Here is a 17545-nt window from a genome sequence, read left to right on the forward strand (position 1 = left end):
GCCTTGGCTAGGCTCCATGGGTACGCAAGCACATTTGCACGCACTCAATGGAGAGGGATCCTTCCTGTGGCAGACACCGTCCTGACAAGAAGCGAGATCGACGAACGCGGCCTGGCCCGCCTGGCCCAGAGGCTGGCGGCGTGGACGGAAAAGTGGTTTCCGGACGCGTATATCTTCGCCCTGGCCGGCGTGGTCCTCATTGCCGTAGCTGCCCTCGCGATCGGCGCCTCACCGCAATCCATCGCCGATTCCTTCGGCAACGGATTCTGGGACCTCACAGCATTCACGCTGCAGATGTCCATGGTTGTCCTCACCGGCTACGTGGTGGCCACCTCTCCCCCGGTGGCCAAGCTCATCGACCGGCTCGCGCTGGTTCCGTCGACCGCCCGGACCGCCGTGAGCTTCGTGGCGATGCTGTCGATGTCCGTGTCCTTCCTCAACTGGGGCCTCAGCCTGATCTTTGGCGGCCTCCTGGCGCGTGCCATTGCACGGCGCAAGGACCTGTCCGTGGACTACCGGGCGCTCGGTGCGGCCGCCTTCATGGGCCTCGGCGCCGTATGGGCGCTGGGGCTGTCGTCCTCGGCCGCCCAGTTGCAGGCCACCGCAGCCTCCCTGCCGCCGGCGCTCCTCAAGATCACCGGGGTCCTGGATTTCGGCACCACCATCTTCACGTGGCAATCACTGCTCACCCTGGCCATCCTCATGGCGCTGACCACGGTGATCGCCCATTTCTCGGCGCCGCGGGGTGCCGCGGTGCGCACGGCCGCGGATCTCGGTGTGGATCTCGACGACGACCCCAGCGAACCCGAGCCACGGTCGCGGCCCGGCGAATGGCTGGAGTACAGCGTGATCCTGCCGGTCCTCGCGGGGATCCTGACGTTGGGCTGGCTGGTCTCGCAGTTCCTCACGAAGCCATTCCTGACGGTGGTCAGCAGCCTCAACGGCTACCTGCTCGTATTCCTCATCCTGGGCCTGGTGCTGCACCGGACGCCGCGGAACTTCCTGCAGGCAGTGACCAAAGCAGTCCCGGCGACCGCAGGAATCCTGGTGCAGTTTCCGCTCTACGCTGCCATGGCCGCCATCCTCACTAAGGCCACCGGCCACGGGGGCATGTCACTGTCGGCACATTTGGCCGAATTCTTCTCGGACATCGGCGGCGGCGGTGCTTTCGCCGTCGTGATTGCCCTCTACACGGCCGTGCTGGGCCTGTTTGTGCCCTCCGGCGGCGGGAAATGGCTCGTGGAGGCGCCGTACGTGATGCAGGCGGCGACGGATGTGAACATGAACCTGGGCTGGACCGTCCAGATCTACAACATAGCGGAGGCGCTGCCCAACCTGATCAACCCGTTCTTCATGCTGCCGCTGCTCGCCGTGCTCAAACTCCGGGCCCGTGACCTGGTGGGCTTCACCTTCCTGCAGTTCGTGTTCCACCTGCCCGTGGTTCTCCTGCTGGTGTGGCTGCTGGGAATGACGTTCGACTTCGTTCCCCCGGTGATCCCCAAGTAGCCGGCGGCCTTAAACCACATTGACCCGCAGCGGGCGCCGTCGAAACGGCTGCCGCTGCGGGTCAATTGCGTTAGTGCCTAGGCGGGGTCGGAAACCACCAGGGTTTCGCTGCCCCGGAGGCTGGCCGTGCCGCTCTGCAGCAAAGGCTCGACGACGGCGCGCAGGGCAGTCATCGAATCGTCCAGTTCCAGCACCACGGGGTGCTGGAACGCGATGAGCGCCAGAAGATCGCGGACCGCCGAGCGGGCTTCCTCCTCGGACAGCTTGGGATCGTGGCCGACGAACACATCCGTTGGCTGGCCCGACGCGGACCCCTCGCCGCCCGCCGGGTTCTCGCCGCCGGGGGCAAGTTCCGCGTAGCTGATGGCGAATGCCTCGAGCCGGCCCTTCCTGCTGGCCGGGACACCCTGGCCGAAGGCGCTGGCCTTCGGCGCCCGGAGCACGATCGCGCCGTGCGCCCCGCTGAGTTCGTCGAGGAACAGCCGCTGCACGGTGCCGATGCTGAGCTCGCCCGGGCTATCCCAGGTGTGCACGGCCGTGTAGTACCGGCCCACCACGTCGCTGAGTTCCACCGAACCGGTGGCAAGGTCCTCGATCTGTTCGGAGGCCGCGGCCTCCGAACCGTCGCCGAAGACCGGCAGCTTGAGCGCCCCCGGTGCCACCACGACGAGGCGTGAGCGCTGGACCGGAACCAGGCCGGCAGCTTCGGCGAACGCGGCGCCGGGCGTGCCCGGCTCCACCTTGGTCCGCAGCCTGGACACGCCCGACGGCGCCTGGCCGGCTTCGTGCCGGAGCATGGTCAGCAGGGTGGAGCCAACGCCGGCGCGGCGGTGGTCCTTTGCCACCTCGATGTACATCCAGAGGCGTTCGGGGTGCAGCGATGCTTCGTGGACCACTGCCGCCGCGACCGGGATGGCCACGCCGTCCACGACGTCCTCGGCCACAATGCAGCGGCGCCACGGCGTGTTGCCCGAGGGTGCGAGCGTGCCGCGGAACTGCCGAGCCTGTTCGGTCTCCGGGCCGCCCCAGAGTTCGAGCAGTGCAAGGTCGTCGCCCTCGCGCCATTCGTGGTATTCGATGGCCATGCTCAGGCGCCGATCAGCCGCGCGGCCAGGTAGCCCTCCACCTTGTCCAGGGAGACGCGTTCCTGGCTCATGGTGTCGCGTTCGCGGATGGTCACGGCCTGGTCCTCGAGGGTGTCGAAGTCCACGGTGATGCAGAACGGGGTGCCGATTTCGTCCTGGCGGCGGTATCGGCGGCCGATGGCGCCGGCATCGTCGAAGTCGATGTTCCAGTTCTTGCGCAGCTGGGTGCCCAGGGCCTTGGCCTTCGGGGACAGGTCCTCGTTGCGGCTCAGCGGCAGCACGGCGGCCTTGACGGGGGCCAGGCGCGGGTCCAGCTTGAGCACGGTGCGCACGTCCACGCCGCCCTTGGCGTTGGGGGCCTCATCCTCGGTGTACGCGTCAATGAGGAACGCCATGAAGGACCGGGTCAGGCCGGCGGCGGGTTCGATCACATACGGGGTGTAGCGCTCGTTGGTGGCCTGGTTGAAGTAGCTCAGGTCGTGGCCGGACGCCTTGGAGTGCGTGGAGAGGTCGAAGTCCGTGCGGTTGGCGATGCCTTCCAGCTCGCCCCACTCGGAGCCCTGGAAGCCGAAGCGGTATTCGATGTCCGTGGTGCCCTTGGAGTAGTGGCTCAGCTTCTCCAGCGGGTGCTCGAAGAAACGCAGGTTCTCGGCTTTGAGGCCCAGTCCGGTGTACCAGTCCATGCGTTCCTTCATCCAGTACTGGTGCCACTGCTCGTCCGTGCCCGGCTCGACGAAGAATTCCATCTCCATCTGCTCGAACTCACGGGTGCGGAAGATGAAGTTTCCGGGCGTGATCTCGTTGCGGAAGGACTTGCCGATCTGGCCGATGCCGAACGGCGGCTTCTTCCGGGAGGTTGTGAGCACGTTGTTGAAGTTCACGAAGATGCCCTGCGCGGTTTCCGGGCGCAGGTAGTGCATGCCTTCCTCGCTGGCCACCGGACCGAGGAAGGTCTTGAGCAGGCCGGAGAATTCCTGGGGCTCGGTCCATTCACCACGGGTGCCGCAGTTGGCGCAGGCAATGTCCTCCAGGCCGTTTTCGGCCGGACGGCCCTTCTTTTCCTCGTACTCTTCTTCGAGGTGGTCGGCACGGTACCGCTTGTGGCAGGAAAGGCACTCCACCAGGGGATCGGAGAAGACCTCCACGTGGCCGGAGGCTTCCCAGACCTGGCGGGGCAGGATCACGGAGGAGTCCAGGCCCACCACGTCCTCGCGGCCGCGGACTACCGACTGCCACCACTGGCGCTTGATGTTTTCCTTCAGCTCGGCGCCGAGGGGCCCGTAGTCCCAGGCAGAACGGGAGCCACCATAGATTTCACCGGCCTGGAAAACGAAGCCCCTCCTCTTGGAGAGGGAGATGACCTGGTCGAGAACGGATTTTGCTGCCATGGGGAACTCCAATTTCTACAGGGCCGCTGGGTGCGGTCCGCGCGGTTTCTAGGCCCCTGTACCCTGCTGGTTGCCGGGCGGGGCGGTACGAAGGAAAGATGTGCAGGAAGCTGCGTGTCCTAGCCTACCGGCCCGGCTGCCGCTTGAGGGCGCCGCGCGGCCAGGGAAGGGTGGCCAGGACTATCGCACCGAGCGTCAGGACGGTGCCGAGGATCGTGGGCAGGGCCACCACCGTGCCGGGCGCGGGAAAGGCGAGGTCCAGGCCCAATGACCCCAGCAGCTGGCCCGCAATCATGCCCAGCCCGGTGACCAGGACCCCCAGGCTCCGGACCAGTAGTGCGCCCAGTCCGATGAACGCGCAGCCCATGGGACCGCCGAGGTAGTACCACCATTCGGCCGGCAGCCCGTTGCCGGGCCCGGCGACCGCCAGCTTGATCAGCCAGGCCAGCCACAGCACCGTGGCGCCGGAGATGAAATTCACCAGGGTGGCCGCGATTGGGGTGCCGTAGTGCACCGTGGCCGTCCCGTTCATGGCCTGCTGGAAGCTCATCAGGAAACCGGCAATAACGGGCAGGAGCACCGGGAGGAGCAGCTGCGCCGGGTCGGTGCCGCCCCCGGAACCGGCCCCGGAACCCCCGGCGCCGCCGAACCGCGGGGACACTGCCCACGCGACGGCGGCGATGGTCAGCACAGTGCCGATGACACGGATGGCGGTGACGGACTTCTTGCCGGCGGGGCCGATGCCGAGCCGGTCCACGAGCAGCCCGCTGAGCGTTTGCCCGGTGACGGTGGCAACCGTAAACAGGGCCACGCCCAGCAGGCCAACGGTGAAGGACTGCGCAAACACAAAGAACGCGCCGATGCCGCCTGCCATCACGTAGATCGGGGGAAACCGGCGTTCCCGGAGCGCGGGCAGGATCTGGGCGAGCCCGCGGCGTCCCCGCGGCAGGACCAGCGACACCAGGACCATCACGATCAGTCCCGTGGTGAAACTCACCACGGCGGCGGCAATGCCGTCGTCCAGCCGGGCGCCCAGTGCGCCGTTGATCCGGCCCTGGACGGGGATGGCGAGTCCGGCGGCTACGGCAATCGGCAGTCCTGCAATGAGGGGCAGACGGGGTGCATGGGTCACTGGATTCACCTTACGTCAGGCATCATTGCTTGTATGAGCAACCCGGAAATCGAAGAGATCCCCATCCGCGACGAGATGATCCGCCTGGGCCAGCTCCTGAAGCTGGCCAGCCTCGTGGAGGACGGAGTTGAGGCCACGGAGCTGATCAAGAACGGCCTGGTCAAGGTCAACGGCGACATCGACGACCGCCGCGGCCGGCAGCTGCACCATGGCGACACGGTCACCGTGAACGGCCGGACCGTGCGGATTCTGACTCCCGCCGGTTCCTAGCCGTTGCAGCGCTAACTACTTTTTCAGCACCTCGTGGGTGAGGAATTCGGAAACGTGGCCGATCTCCTGCTGGTTGATCCCGTGCCACATCCCTGTGTAGAGGACCTTCGTCAGCTTCACGTGCTTCCGCACCCAGCCCATGGTGAATTCGATCTTGTCCTGGGTAATGACGGGGTCCTGCTGGTCGCGGCCCCAGAACAACGGAACGCTGCCGTCCAGTTCGTCGTCCCGGAAAGTCGGGTCCCCTCCGGCGTTCACCGCAAAGCCGGAAAGCCCGACGACGGCGGCGAAGTCCGCCGGGCGCTGCCTCAGCAGCGTGGTGGCCATCGCCATTCCCATGGAGAACCCGAGCAACGTGACGGACGGGTGGTCACCTTTGACGCCGTCGAGCCAGTCCAGCACAAAGGCGGCGGCATCCTTAACCGCGTCGAGTGAATAGTCGGCGGAGTCCGTCAGCGGGAACCATGTGAACCCCGGGCCCATGGCGATGGGGGCGCGGACGGACGCCACCGCGAAATCGCCGGGCAGCAGATCGACAAGGCTGAGCAGGTCCTGTTCGTTGGCACCGTAGCCGTGCAGCAGGACCAGGAGTGGCTTACCCGAGCGCTCTTCGTCAGGAGTGGACCACAGGACAACAGGGGCAGTGGAAACGTCGGCTTCAGTCATGGGTTCCATTCTTGCAGTTACCTCCGGGTAACAACCTACGGTGGCGTAGCTTGTTACCTACGAGGCAGGATGGAAACGTGAGCGAAACTGAAGCCATTCCGAACCCGCAGGACACCGTTGATAGCCACCCCTGGGGACGCTACATTGCCATGGGCGATTCCTTTACCGAGGGCATCGGCGACCCCGAACCGGGAAGTCCCGGCGGGCACCGTGGCTGGGCGGACCGGGTGGCCGAGGAACTGAGCCGCGGGCACAGCGATTTTGCCTATGCCAACCTTGCGGTGCGGGGACGGCTCCTGGAACAGATCGTTGACCAGCAGCTGGCACCGTGCCTGGCCCTCAAGCCTGACCTGGTGACCCTCTCGGCCGGAGGCAACGACCTCATCCGGCCCGGCGGCGACCCTGATGCGCTGGCTGAAAAGCTGGACTCGGTGGTGCACATCCTCAGCCTGGGCGGCGCCACCGTGGTGTTGTTCAACGGCCCGGACACCGGTTCATCCGTCCTGGGCAGGGTCCGCAGCAAGATCGCCATCTACAACGAAAACCTTCGCACCGTGGCCGCGCGGCACGATGCCGTCATCGCCGACATGTGGTCCCTCCGCCAGCTCAGCGATCCGCAGATGTGGGACCAGGACCGCCTGCACTTCTCGCCTTTGGGCCACCACACCATAGCCGCGATGGTGCTCGATTCACTGAACATCCAGCACACCCTGGAGCCGCTCTCCCCCAAGCCCCTGCCCCAGCGCAGCTGGCGGCAGGCGCGGTCCGGCGACCTGGTGTGGGCACGCGAATACTTCGTGCCGTGGGTTGTCCGCCGGCTTCGCCACCAGTCATCCGGGGACGGCATCACGGCCAAGCGCCCCACGCCAGGTCCCGTATTCGGGCCCGGAATGCCGCTGGGCTCGGGCGAGGCCGCGGGACTAGGGGCAGCGGGACTCGAGTCCGACCGGAAGTAGGCGAACGTGGACGCTGACGACGTCGTCAGGCTGCGGCTCAGCCAACAGCAGCTCCGCCATCCGCGCGCGGTCTCTGCCGAAGCTGCACTGAAGAACCTCCTCGCCGTCCAGTCACAGGAGTTCCCGTATGCCCGCTGGTCGCTGGCGCAGCGCACTGCAGGAGCCTCCGCTGCCGATGTCGAAGAGGCAGTGGCCGACGGCCGGATCCTCCGGACCCATATCCTCCGGCCCACCTGGCATTTTGTGCACCGGGACGACCTTCGCTGGCTTCTGATGCTCTCGGCTCCCCGGCTGCACCAGGGCAACGGGGGCATGTACCGCCAGACCGGCATCGACGCCGAAGCAGCGTCCCGAAGCGCCCGGATCCTGGCCGATGCCGTTGCCGGCGGCGCCCACAAAACCCGGGAGCAGCTCGCCCTGGAATTGCAGCGCCACGGATTCGCAGCCAAAGGCCTGGAGCTTGCCTACCTGATCATGCATGCTGAGATCAGTGGCGTCCTGACCAGCGGCATACCCGTGCGCAGCACTGGCGGCGCGCTCAAGCAGACGTACGCGCTCTTCGATGAACGCGTGCCGGCGTCAGCGGACGGTCACGAACACCGCTCCGAGGCGCTGGCCGAACTCGTCCGCCGCTATTTCCTCAGCCGCGGACCGGCCACGGTCAAGGACTGTGCCGACTGGTCCGGGCTCACAGTGACTGATGTCCGGCTGGGGCTGGGACTCGTGCTGGAGGCTGAACCCGACGTACTCACGGCTGCGACGCTGGACGGACTGGACTTCTATTTCAGTTCCGCCGGGCGCGGGCCTGCTGCCGCGCCCGGGCCTGCTGCCGAGGCCGAAGGCGGGCCTAGGGTCGACCTGATCCAGTGCTACGACGAATACGTCATGGGCTATTCACGGTCACGGTATTTCCTGGGCGGCACCGCCCCCGCCCTTCCTGAGCGGGACACTCCGATGCATGTTGTGCTGAGCGACGGCCGCATGATCGGTTCGTGGCGCCATGACCTGGCCGGCGGACGCTGTGAGCTGGATATCCGCACCCGCTCTGATCCCGGCCCGGCCGGCCACCGTGCGATCGACAAAGCAGTTACTGAGTACGGAAGGTTCCTGGGGACGCCCGCGGTGCGGAAATGATGCAACGGGAACGATCGTATGGAAATGATCGGCCGGAAGTGATCGGCCAGGGCAGTCTGCCGGCCGGGGGTTAAACTGAAGGGACACTTCTGAGAGGCCCTCCACTGTGAGCAACGTGTTCTTCTGGATCATCATCCTGTCGTTCCTGATTCCCTTCGCCATGCGTATGTACCGGAAGTCCGTCCGGGGCAGGAACCAGAACCAGGATTTCAACGGACAGTACCCGGGTCAGTTTCCCGGGCAGTTCCCGAACCAGTTTCCTGGCCAGCAGCCAGGCCGGCCCAACAACCAGCCGCGTGACGGCTACACCCAGCAGGACTACTTCGGCGGCGGTTTCCGGCAGCTCGGCGGCGGCCAGCAGCCCCCGCTCGACCAGCCCTACCAGAACCCCGGCTACCCGGCTCCGGGTTTCCAAAACCCCGGCCATCCTGCCCCCGGCGGCCCCGGACAGGTACCGTACGAGGACAGCCCCGAGTATCCGGCCAACCAGTCACGCCAGCAGCCGCAGCAGCCGTCCGCCCCGGTTACTCCCCCGCCGCCGTCGGCCCCTCAGGGTTTCCGCGCGCGGAAACTGGCGGAACTTGACCAGCAATACAGCAACGGCGAAATCGCCATGGAGGAATACATGACCCGGCGTGACGAGATCATGAAGGGTTAGGCGCCCCCTCCCAATGCTGACGTTTTCCTTCGGGCCGCCGGCTTACTTCGGGCCGCCGGTTCCCTTCCGCAGTCTGTCCTCAGGCAGCCAGCGGGCCGACTAGCCGGGAGCGTTTGAGAATCTTCGCGCGGTGAAGAAGCTCGCGTCTATGGCGACGGTTCATAGGCGGCGGCGGCGCGGGCAGTGATGTCCCGGGCAGTGGAGGCGCCATGGATTGGTAGCCATGCCCGGTCGGAGTGGGGATTTCCAGCGTGTGCCGAGGTCCTGGCCGCGGTTCTGCGTGCCAGCCAGGGGACTCCTTGGTGTGGTTGCAGGATTCGCAGAGCCCGCTGCCGTTGCTAACGCTCGTAGGCCCTCCGTGCTGCCATGCAACGATGTGGTCGTGGTGGCGGATCGGCGCATCGCAGTACGGCGTGCGGCAGGTGTCATCGCGTGCCTGGATGAAGCGGCGAAGACCGGCAGGGAAGAGCCTGGCCCGGGAATCCATGGCTATCAGGTCTCCGGTGCACGGGGCCGTGTAGAGCCGGCTGGATTTCAATTCCCACGATCCCGCCCGGCGTCCCCGTGATGCGTTCTACCAAGTCATCCGCCATGATTTGTCCGCGGGAACGGCTGTCTCCGGCCGAGCTCGGCGCGTCCGACTGCCGGGTGAGCGCTGCGTGGACTGCCACACCGGCTGTGACCGGGAGTAGCGCGGTCAGGTAAGTCATGGCGTCCGGTGCCGGGCGAAGGCTCACGTGCCGGTCTGCCACGGTCTGGCGGGCACGATTCACCACTGAGTGGGGGTCCAGCCGATACGCCGCCGTCCGGGCCGCCGCGACGATGGTCCGGTCGCCGGCGCCGGCCAGGGTCCCGATATCTGCAGCGAGTTCTTCATCGACGGCACACCGGTCTGCCGCGGATAAACAGGCGGTCTCTTTCACCAGCAGCGTGGCGCGCCACTCATTGAGCTGCCCGGTGCGCAGGGCTGCAAGGGTGTGGGGCATCTCCGTCACCAGTGCTTTGGCCAGTCCAAGCAGCTTTGGTCGATCAGGGCGGCGCTGTCGCTACAGGGTCGGATCGAAGCCAGGAGACCGATAAGGTCCCTGACCGTGATCCCGCGCCCTGCGTCGTCCGAAGCCTCTCCCGGCCGGCTATTGCCTTCCATGGCTGAAGTCTGGCAGTGACCACCGACAAAAAGCGGGCCAGCGGCCGCCCCAACGACTGACCTCCTAGTCCACCTGCGGGAAGCCGAGGTCGATCACCGACGTGGACGGATCCGGCCAGCGTGTGGTCACCACTTTTCCGCGGGTGTAGAAGCGGATGCTGTCCGGGCCGTACATGTGGGTGTCGCCGAACAGCGAGTTCTTCCAGCCGCCAAACGAGAACGTCCCCACCGGTACCGGGATGGGCACGTTGACGCCCACCATACCGGCCTCGACGTCGAACTCGAACTGGCGCGCCGCGCCGCCGTCGCGCGTGAAGATGGCGACTCCGTTGCCGAACTCGTTGTCGTTCACCAGCTTGACGGCGTCGCTGTAGCTGTCCGCGCGTACCACCGACAGCACGGGGCCGAAGATCTCGTCGTCGTACACCTTCATGCCCGGCTTGACGTGGTCCACGAGACTGACCCCGATGAAGAAACCGTCCGAGTCAAAGACCTGCTCGCGCCCGTCCACCACAACCGTGGCGCCCTCCTCGGCTGCCCCGGCCACGTACGACGCGACCCTGTCCCGGTGTTCCTTCGTGATGAGCGGACCCATCTGCGAGGCCGGGTCCGTGCCGGGACCGATGTTGAGGTCCGCCATGCGCGTGGAAATGGCTTTCACCAAGTCGTCGGCAATGCTGCCCACCGCCACCAGCACGGACACCGCCATGCACCGTTCACCCGCCGAGCCGTAGGCAGCTGACACGGCGGCGTCAGCGGCCATGTCCAAGTCTGCGTCCGGCAGGACCACCATGTGGTTCTTGGCGCCGCCCAGTGCTTGGACGCGCTTGCCGTGGTCGGCCGCACGCTTGTAGATGGACTGCGCGATCGGAGTGGATCCCACAAAGCTGACAGCCTTGACGCCGGGGTGTTCCAGCAGGACGTCCACGGCCTCCTTGTCGCCGTGGACCACGTTCAGGACGCCCGGGGGCAGGCCCGCCTCCGCGAAGACTTGGGCAATGAAAACGGCCGACGACGGGTCCTTCTCGCTGGGCTTGAGGAGCACGGTGTTGCCGCAGGCGAGCGCACTGCCGATCATCCACAACGGCACCATGGCCGGGAAGTTGAACGGGGTGATGCAGGCGACCACGCCGACCGGCTGGCGCACTGAGTGGACGTCCACGCCGCTGGACACCTGCTCCGAGCGTTCGCCCTTGAGCATGTGGGAGAGTCCGGTGGCGAATTCGATGTTTTCGAGGCCTCGGGAGATCTCGCCTTCAGCATCGGAAAGCACCTTGCCGTGCTCGCTGGTGAGGATGGCAGCCAGCTCGGACTTCCGCTGCGTGAGGAGTTCCCGGACCCGGAAGAAGATGTTGGTGCGCTTGGCCAGGCTCGTGGCCCGCCAGCCCGGCAGGGCGGCCTGGGCGGCAGCGATGGCCTCCTCCACGCGTGCGGCCGACGCGAGGGCCACCTCTTTGTCCTGTGCTCCGGTGGCGGGGTTGAAGACGGGGCCGAAGCGGTCGGCGTCGCTGATCAGGGCGCCGTTGATGAAGTGCGGAATGCGTTCCATGGGTAAGTCCTATTCGTGAAGCAGGCTGCGGTTAGTTGGAGGACTCGAGCGAGCCGTCGACGAGTTTGATGATCATGGAGCAGTCCTTGCCGGACTGCCCGGAGTCGATGAGGCGCTGGAAGAGCGTCTGCACGTGCTCGCCGATCTCCAGTGGAGTGCCGGTGTCGCGGGCAGCGCTGATGGCCAGGCCGATGTCCTTGTTCGCCAGTTCCGTGGTAAACGTCGGGGCGAAGTCGTTGTTGGAGGCAGCGGTGGGCACGACGCCGGCCACCGGGTACCAGGTCCGCAGCGCCCAGCTGTCGCCGGAGGACACCGAGGCGATGTCCCAGAAGACCTGCTTGTCCAAGCCCAGGCGGTCGGCGAGTACGGCACCTTCGGCGGTGGAGGCGAGGTTGATGAAGAGCATCAGGTTGTTGCAGATCTTCGCTGCCTGCCCCGTGGTGGCGCCGCCGGTGGGAATGATGTTGGAGGCCATGGGGCGGATGTATTCGGTGGCCTCGGCCACGGCGCCCGCCTCGCCGCCGATCATGAAGGTGAGCGTCCCCGCCTTCGCGCCGCTCATGCCGCCCGAGACCGGGGCGTCCACGAACCGGAAGCCGGCGGCAGCGGCGGCGTCGTGCAATGCCTGGGCGGAGGCGATGTCGATGGTCGAGGAATCCACCAGCAGCGTCCGGGTGTCGGCGTGGGCCAGGACGCCGTCCTCGCCCAGGTACACGGCACGGGCGTGCTCGCCCTTCGGCAGCATGGTGAAGACGACGTCGGCACCGTCCACGGCCGCGGCAATGCTGGCCACGGGCTTCACGCCGGCTGCTTCGGCAGCCGCCACCGCCTCGGGATTGAGGTCGAATCCGCGGACGTCGTGACCGGCCTTAGCCAGGTTTGCTGACATCGACCCACCCATGTTTCCGAGACCGATCCAGGCGACAACTGCCATGGCGAAAGCTCCTTTGCTTCGTGTACCAGCCCTATTGCTGGAAGTTCCGTGTCCACCATCACACCCTGTTACAGTGCAATCAAGAGGAAAAAATACAGACGGTATGTGCATTGATGCACATACCTCCGAACAGCCGTTCCGGAGATTGAAAGCGTGGAAGTGAAGAAGTGGATTTGAACCGGCTGCCGAGTCCGGATGACCTGCTGATCCTGCTGACGGTGGCCAGGCTGGGCCGGTTCAACGCCGTGGCAGAAACCCTGGGCACAACGCACACCACCATTTCCCGCCGGATCATGGCGCTGGACAAGCAGCTCGGCGGACGGACGCTGGAGCGCAGCCCGCACGGCTGGGAACTGACCGAACTGGGCAGCCAGGCCGTTGCCGCCGCCGAGGCGATCGAGGCGACGCTCGGCTCTCTGACCGGCGCCCTCAGCAACGGCGAAGATTCGCTGTCCGGCCTGGTCCGGATCAGCACTTCCGACGGCTTCGGTGCAGAATTCGTCGCGCCGGCGCTGGTCCGCCTGCAGCAGGACAATCCGCTGTTGAATGTGGAGATGCTCAGCGCCACCCGCAAGGTCAGCCAAAACCGTTCCGGCGTGGACCTGGAAGTGGTGGTGGGCCGGATGGAGGTCACCAACATGCAGCCTGTCTTCCTCACGAACTACTTCCTGCGGCTCTACGCGAGTCCGGGCTACGTCCGGTCCCGCGGACTGCCGGCCGCCCTGGAAGACATCAAGGAACACGGCTTCGTTTCCTACGTCGAGTCGGCGCTGCAGGTGGCGGAGCTGGGGCACCGGTCGTCCCAGCTGCCAGCCCCAAAATCCAGCTTCCAGGCCACCAGCGTCTTCGCCCAGGTGGAGGCGGTCCGCTGCGGCGCGGGCATCGGCCTGCTGCCGAACTTCATGGTCGCGGACAACCCGGACTTCGTTCCGGTGCTTCCTGAGCTGTTCCAACGGCAGCTTCCCATCTGGGCGGTGGCCCGTCCGGAGTCGCTGCGCTCCGCGTCCGTCCGGGCCGTGGTGGCAGCGCTCAAAGCGGAGGTGTCAGGCCGCCAGGACATCCTGGCAGCCTGACATTTACCTACGCCTGGAACAGTCGGCGAACAACTGTCCCGGCCGCCAGCGCATCGAGGCCCTCGTTGATTTCCGCGAGCGGCCGCGTGTCCGTGTGCAGCAATTCCACCGGGAGCCGCCCGGCGCGCCAGTGGTCAAGATACAGCGGAATGTCGCGCTCCGGGACCGCGTCTCCCATGTACGAACCAAGAAGCCGCTTCCCCGCACCGGCGAACTGGAGCGCTCCCACAGTCAGTTCCGCTGAGGGCTTTGGCAGCCCGACAGAAACGACGGCGCCGCCGCGGGTGACGAGGTCCAGGCACGAGCCGATCACCCCCGCGGAGCCCACCGCTTCAACGGCGACGTCCACACCGTCGCCGGTCGCCTCAGCGACCAGGCGCGCGGCATCGGCCGGAGTTCCCACTGCCGTCGCGCCGCAGTCTGTTGCGAGCTGATGCTTGCCCTCGTTCGGGTCGATGGCAATGACGGCGGCGGCACCGGCCAGGGACGCCGCCATCACGGCGGAAAGCCCGACGGCGCCGAGGCCGAAGACGGCCACGGACTGTCCGGCGGTGACCGCCGCGGTGTTCAACACTGCGCCCATGCCGGTGAGCACGGCGCAGCCGAACATGGCCGCGACGGTGTCCGGGACGTCGTCGCCGATCACCACGACGGATTCCCGTGCCACCACGGCGTAGTCAGCAAAAGCCGATACCCCGAGGTGGTGGTTGATCCGCTCCCCCGCCGGCGTCCGCAGCAGAGCCTCTCCGTGCAGCAGGTCTCCCGAGCCGTTGACCTCGGCGGCGCGGTGGCACAGCGCCGGGCGGCCGGAGCGGCACGCGCGGCAGTCGCCGCAACTGGGGACGAAGACGAGCACCACGTGGTCCCCCGCCGAGACGTCCTCCACTCCCTCGCCGACCGTCACGACCCTCCCGACGGCCTCATGCCCCAGCGCCATGGGCAGCGGCCGTACCCGGGAGCCGTCCACCACCGACAGGTCCGAGTGGCACAGGCTGGAGTAGGTGATGGCCACCCCGAGTTCGCCGGCGCGGGGTTCGGGCCGCTCAAGTTCCTCCACCACAAGCGGGCGGGCTTGCGTGTAGCTGGTGCCGGCGGGGACAGCGGCGTAAAGGACTGCTGCTCGCATCGAAACTACTTCCTGGCGGATACTTTGGCAGCGGCCAGGAGGTCCGCCGTGCCCTGCGCGTCCGCGGCGTCAACGTCGTGCAGCGAAATCCCCCGGGTTTCCTTGAGGAAGTACACCGCCACCATCGTGACCAGGCACGCGCCCAGCAGGTAGAGCGCCACCGGGACGGAGGACTTGAAGTTGCTCAGCAGCGCCGTGGCGATGATCGGGGCCAGGGAGCCGGCAACGATCGAGGTGACCTGGTACCCGAGTGATACGCCGGAGTAGCGCATCCGGGTGGGGAACATCTCGGCCATGATCGCAGGCTGGCCGGCGTACATCAGTGCGTGGAACAGGAGGCCGATGGTGATGGCGGCGAGGATGACGAGGTCGTTCTTGGTGTCCATCATCGGGAAGGCGAAGAAGCCCCAGGTGCCGCCGAGGATGGCGCCGGCCATGTACACGGGCTTGCGGCCGAAGGCATCCGAAAGCTTGCCGACCATCGGTACGGCGCAGAAGTGGATGAAGTGCGCCACCAGCAGGAGCAGGAGGATCCTGGACGTGTCGGTCTGGACCACAACCTTCAGGTAGGTGATGGAGAACGTGACCACGAGGTAGTAAAGGATATTTTCAGCGAACCGCAGGCCCATGGCGGTGAAGACACCGCGCGGGTACCGGCGGAAGACTTCGGCCACGCCGTAGCCCTTGTTCTCAACAACAACTTCCTTGCGTGCCTCGAGGAAGATGGGGGCATCCTGGACCTTCGTCCGGATGTAGTAGCCCACGATCACGATCACCGCGGACAGCCAGAAGGCGACGCGCCAGCCCCAGCCGAGGAAGTCGGCAGAGGACAGCGTGGAGGACAGGGTGAAGAGCACGCCGGTGGCCAGGAGGTTGCCCATGGGCACGGCAGACTGCGGCCAGCTGGACCAGAATCCGCGAGACTTGCTGGGGCTGTGCTCAGCCACGAGCAGCACGGCGCCGCCCCATTCCCCGCCGACGGCGAAGCCCTGCACGAACCGCAGGAACACCAGCAGGGCGGGTGCCCAGTAGCCGATCTGCGCGAAGGTGGGGAGGCAGCCCATCGCGAACGTGGAGACGCCCACCAGGATGATGCTCAGCTGGAGCAGCTGCTTGCGGCCGAACTTGTCACCGAAGTGGCCAAAAACGATGCCGCCGATGGGACGGGCGACGAAGCCCACCGCGTAAGTCACGAAGGCGGCAATAATCCCGTCCAGCTCCGTGCCGGAATTGGGGAAGAACATCTTGCCGAAAACCAGTGTTGCCGCCGAGGCGTAGAGGAAGAACTCGTACCACTCAACAACAGTGCCGGCCATCGAGGCCGTCACCACCTTCTTCAGGCCGGAGGCCTTGACGTCAGTCTCATCTGCGCGCCTTGCGGCGGAGTCTTGCGTGCTCATTTGTGAACTCCTTCGGCGTCTCCGTCGACGCCATGTGGACCATTCCGTAGCGGCCGCGTGTGATGTGCACCACCAACGCGCCGGTCCCCTAGAGTATGGACTCACATTGCCGCAGGCTCAACGCCATTTTCTGCAGAACTGCTCTGCAAAAATGCACATTGAGCCGACGGGGCTATGCGAAGAAGTTCTGCCGCAACTGCGTGCTGAGCTGGCCGATCTCGGTCAGGAAGCCGTCATGGCCGATGGGCGCTTCGATGACGTGCACTGGCACATCCCCCGGCAGCGCAGCCGCGAGTTCATAAGACTGTGCCGGAAAATACAGCCGGTCCGTATTCACGGCGGCAATTAAGAACTCGGCCGTGGCCTGGGCCAACGCGTCCTTGAGCGGACCGCGCCCGCGGCCCACGTCGTGGCTCATGAGCGCTTCGGTGATGGCGATGTAGCTGTTGGCATCGAAGCGCCGGACCAGCTTGGTGCCCTGGTGGTCGAGGTAGCTCTCCACCTGGTAGCGGCCGCGGTCCCCCAGCGACACCGCTTCGAGCGGGCTCTCGCTGCTCTGGGCGTTGCGGCCGAACCGGGTCTCCAGCTCGTACGCGGAGCGGTAGGTGATGTGTGCGATCCTGCGTGCCAGGGCCAGGCCGGCTTCCGGCTCCGGGCCGCCGTAGTAATCGCCGTCGTTGAAGTTGACGTCCTGGCGGATGGCGAGGGTCTGGGCCTGGGCAAAAGCGATCTGCTCGGCGGTGCTGCTGGCTCCAATGGATATCACGGCACAGCGCCGGACGCGGTCCGGGTAGCTCACGGCCCATTCCAGTGCCCGGGCTCCGCCAAGGGAGCCGCCCAACACCGCGTACCAGCTCTCGATCCCCAGCGCATCCGCCAGCCGGGACTCGGCCGCCGTTGTGTCCCGCAGGGTCACCAGGGGGAAGCGCGAACCCCACGGCTTACCGTCCGGGGCCGGGGTGGAAGGACCGGTGGAACCGTAGCAGCCGCCGACGATGTTGATGGAGACCACGAAGTACTTGTCCGTATCAACGGGGGCTCCGGGTCCGGCCAGCTGTTCCCACCAGCCTTCCTCGTCGCTGGCACCCCTGGTGACGTGCGTGGTGCCGGTGAGGGCGTGCTGCACCAGCACGGCGTTGGAACGGTCCGCGTTCAGCGTGCCCCATGTTTCGTACGCAAGCGTTACGTCCGGCAGAAAGCCGCCGGCCTCCAACTCCAGCCCGCCAACGCTGAGGAACTTGACCGTACCGTCAGGGACGGCGGTGTCCACCGTGCTGGTATCCGTGTTGTTGCCTGTAGTTGCATCCACTGCGTGGGTATCTGTTTCGGGTACACCGCTGCGGGTGACGGCAATCGTCATCTGAGGACCTCTTCTTCGCGCTTGCCCGCCGCCAACTGGCCGGCAGGCCAGGTCTTCACCCGGGGCACCCCGCCGCGGAAGGAGGGTTGCCGGCCAGCAAGCCGGGGCTGTCGCTGGCACTCATGACCTTCAAAGAGTCTACGAAATGCGTCGCCGCAATG

The 17545-nt window shown here is 66.4% G+C and carries 15 protein-coding genes, 1 pseudogene and 1 riboswitch; of the genes and pseudogenes, 6 read left to right on the forward strand and 10 right to left on the reverse strand.

The window, feature by feature from the left end:
- Positions 1-66 precede the first annotated feature (66 nt).
- Positions 67-1506 (forward strand): short-chain fatty acid transporter, encoded by a 1440-nt coding sequence (locus tag ASF98_RS05580; RefSeq protein ID WP_235505614.1) that lies wholly within the window; start codon positions 67-69, stop codon positions 1504-1506.
- 77 nt (positions 1507-1583) lie between these two features.
- On the opposite strand, the gene ASF98_RS05585 is transcribed toward ASF98_RS05580, so the two are convergent.
- The 3 genes from ASF98_RS05585 to ASF98_RS05595 form a co-directional block, all read right to left on the reverse strand.
- Positions 1584-2591: a GNAT family N-acetyltransferase gene (locus tag ASF98_RS05585; RefSeq protein ID WP_055798621.1), complete on the reverse strand. Its 1008-nt coding sequence runs from the start codon at positions 2589-2591 to the stop codon at positions 1584-1586.
- Between the two features lie 2 nt (positions 2592-2593).
- Positions 2594-3979: a glycine--tRNA ligase gene (locus ASF98_RS05590; RefSeq protein WP_055798624.1), complete on the reverse strand. Its 1386-nt coding sequence runs from the start codon at positions 3977-3979 to the stop codon at positions 2594-2596.
- A 124-nt stretch (positions 3980-4103) separates the two neighbouring features.
- Positions 4104-5111: a DMT family transporter gene (locus ASF98_RS05595; protein ID WP_055798626.1), complete on the reverse strand. Its 1008-nt coding sequence runs from the start codon at positions 5109-5111 to the stop codon at positions 4104-4106.
- 33 nt (positions 5112-5144) lie between these two features.
- Here ASF98_RS05595 and ASF98_RS05600 point away from each other — a divergent pair, with 33 nt between their 5' ends.
- The gene (locus ASF98_RS05600; protein WP_055798629.1) at positions 5145-5381 is read left to right on the forward strand and encodes an RNA-binding S4 domain-containing protein; all 237 of its coding nucleotides are present in this window, start codon (positions 5145-5147) and stop codon (positions 5379-5381) included.
- 15 nt (positions 5382-5396) lie between these two features.
- Here the strand turns inward: ASF98_RS05600 and ASF98_RS05605 are convergent, their stop codons facing one another.
- Positions 5397-6047, reverse strand: coding sequence for an alpha/beta hydrolase (locus ASF98_RS05605; RefSeq protein WP_055798632.1), 651 nt, complete (start codon positions 6045-6047; stop codon positions 5397-5399).
- 149 nt (positions 6048-6196) lie between these two features.
- On the opposite strand from ASF98_RS05605, the gene ASF98_RS05610 reads away from it, so the two are divergent.
- The 3 genes from ASF98_RS05610 to ASF98_RS05620 all read left to right on the forward strand — a co-directional run bounded on the left by ASF98_RS05610 (position 6197) and on the right by ASF98_RS05620 (position 8795).
- On the forward strand, positions 6197-7003 hold the full coding sequence (locus ASF98_RS05610; protein ID WP_235505617.1) for an SGNH/GDSL hydrolase family protein: 807 nt from the start codon (positions 6197-6199) through the stop codon (positions 7001-7003).
- A 6-nt stretch (positions 7004-7009) separates the two neighbouring features.
- Positions 7010-8137 (forward strand): winged helix DNA-binding domain-containing protein, encoded by a 1128-nt coding sequence (locus tag ASF98_RS05615; protein WP_055798639.1) that lies wholly within the window; start codon positions 7010-7012, stop codon positions 8135-8137.
- A 106-nt stretch (positions 8138-8243) separates the two neighbouring features.
- The gene (locus tag ASF98_RS05620; protein WP_055798642.1) at positions 8244-8795 is read left to right on the forward strand and encodes a hypothetical protein; all 552 of its coding nucleotides are present in this window, start codon (positions 8244-8246) and stop codon (positions 8793-8795) included.
- Between the two features lie 79 nt (positions 8796-8874).
- Here the strand turns inward: ASF98_RS05620 and ASF98_RS23620 are convergent.
- The 3 genes and pseudogenes from ASF98_RS23620 to mmsB form a co-directional block, all read right to left on the reverse strand.
- Positions 8875-9841, reverse strand: a pseudogene (locus tag ASF98_RS23620) (HNH endonuclease); the annotation flags it as partial.
- 165 nt (positions 9842-10006) lie between these two features.
- A complete protein-coding gene (locus ASF98_RS05630; protein WP_055798647.1) occupies positions 10007-11491 on the reverse strand; it encodes a CoA-acylating methylmalonate-semialdehyde dehydrogenase in 1485 nt (494 codons plus the stop codon).
- Between the two features lie 31 nt (positions 11492-11522).
- Positions 11523-12425 (reverse strand): 3-hydroxyisobutyrate dehydrogenase, encoded by a 903-nt coding sequence (gene mmsB / locus ASF98_RS05635; protein WP_055798650.1) that lies wholly within the window; start codon positions 12423-12425, stop codon positions 11523-11525.
- A gap of 173 nt (positions 12426-12598) precedes the next feature.
- Here mmsB and ASF98_RS05640 point away from each other — a divergent pair, with 173 nt between their 5' ends.
- Positions 12599-13498 (forward strand): LysR family transcriptional regulator, encoded by a 900-nt coding sequence (locus tag ASF98_RS05640; RefSeq protein ID WP_055798652.1) that lies wholly within the window; start codon positions 12599-12601, stop codon positions 13496-13498.
- A 7-nt stretch (positions 13499-13505) separates the two neighbouring features.
- On the opposite strand, the gene ASF98_RS05645 is transcribed toward ASF98_RS05640, so the two are convergent.
- The 3 genes from ASF98_RS05645 to metX form a co-directional block, all read right to left on the reverse strand.
- The gene (locus ASF98_RS05645; protein WP_055798656.1) at positions 13506-14624 is read right to left on the reverse strand and encodes a zinc-dependent alcohol dehydrogenase family protein; all 1119 of its coding nucleotides are present in this window, start codon (positions 14622-14624) and stop codon (positions 13506-13508) included.
- Between the two features lie 5 nt (positions 14625-14629).
- The gene (locus ASF98_RS05650; protein WP_055798659.1) at positions 14630-16024 is read right to left on the reverse strand and encodes an MFS transporter; all 1395 of its coding nucleotides are present in this window, start codon (positions 16022-16024) and stop codon (positions 14630-14632) included.
- Between the two features lie 172 nt (positions 16025-16196).
- Positions 16197-17384: a homoserine O-acetyltransferase MetX gene (gene metX / locus ASF98_RS05655; RefSeq protein ID WP_082506720.1), complete on the reverse strand. Its 1188-nt coding sequence runs from the start codon at positions 17382-17384 to the stop codon at positions 16197-16199.
- A 12-nt stretch (positions 17385-17396) separates the two neighbouring features.
- A riboswitch (SAM riboswitch) is annotated at positions 17397-17512 on the reverse strand.
- Between the last annotated feature and the right edge of the window lie 33 nt (positions 17513-17545).

Origin of the sequence: Arthrobacter sp. Leaf337, from assembly GCF_001423745.1 — a bacterium.
GTDB lineage: Bacteria > Actinomycetota > Actinomycetes > Actinomycetales > Micrococcaceae > Arthrobacter.

Coding starts and splice junctions, on each gene's coding strand:
- ASF98_RS05585 (WP_055798621.1), bottom strand. CDS start 2,591: ATGGCCATCGAATACCACGAATGGCGCGAGGGCGACGACCTTGCACTG.
- ASF98_RS05590 (WP_055798624.1), bottom strand. CDS start 3,979: ATGGCAGCAAAATCCGTTCTCGACCAGGTCATCTCCCTCTCCAAGAGG.
- ASF98_RS05600 (WP_055798629.1), top strand. CDS start 5,145: ATGAGCAACCCGGAAATCGAAGAGATCCCCATCCGCGACGAGATGATC.
- ASF98_RS05605 (WP_055798632.1), bottom strand. CDS start 6,047: ATGACTGAAGCCGACGTTTCCACTGCCCCTGTTGTCCTGTGGTCCACT.
- ASF98_RS05610 (WP_235505617.1), top strand. CDS start 6,197: ATGGGCGATTCCTTTACCGAGGGCATCGGCGACCCCGAACCGGGAAGT.
- ASF98_RS05630 (WP_055798647.1), bottom strand. CDS start 11,491: ATGGAACGCATTCCGCACTTCATCAACGGCGCCCTGATCAGCGACGCC.
- mmsB (WP_055798650.1), bottom strand. CDS start 12,425: ATGGCAGTTGTCGCCTGGATCGGTCTCGGAAACATGGGTGGGTCGATG.
- ASF98_RS05645 (WP_055798656.1), bottom strand. CDS start 14,624: ATGCGAGCAGCAGTCCTTTACGCCGCTGTCCCCGCCGGCACCAGCTAC.
- ASF98_RS05650 (WP_055798659.1), bottom strand. CDS start 16,024: ATGAGCACGCAAGACTCCGCCGCAAGGCGCGCAGATGAGACTGACGTC.
- metX (WP_082506720.1), bottom strand. CDS start 17,384: ATGACGATTGCCGTCACCCGCAGCGGTGTACCCGAAACAGATACCCAC.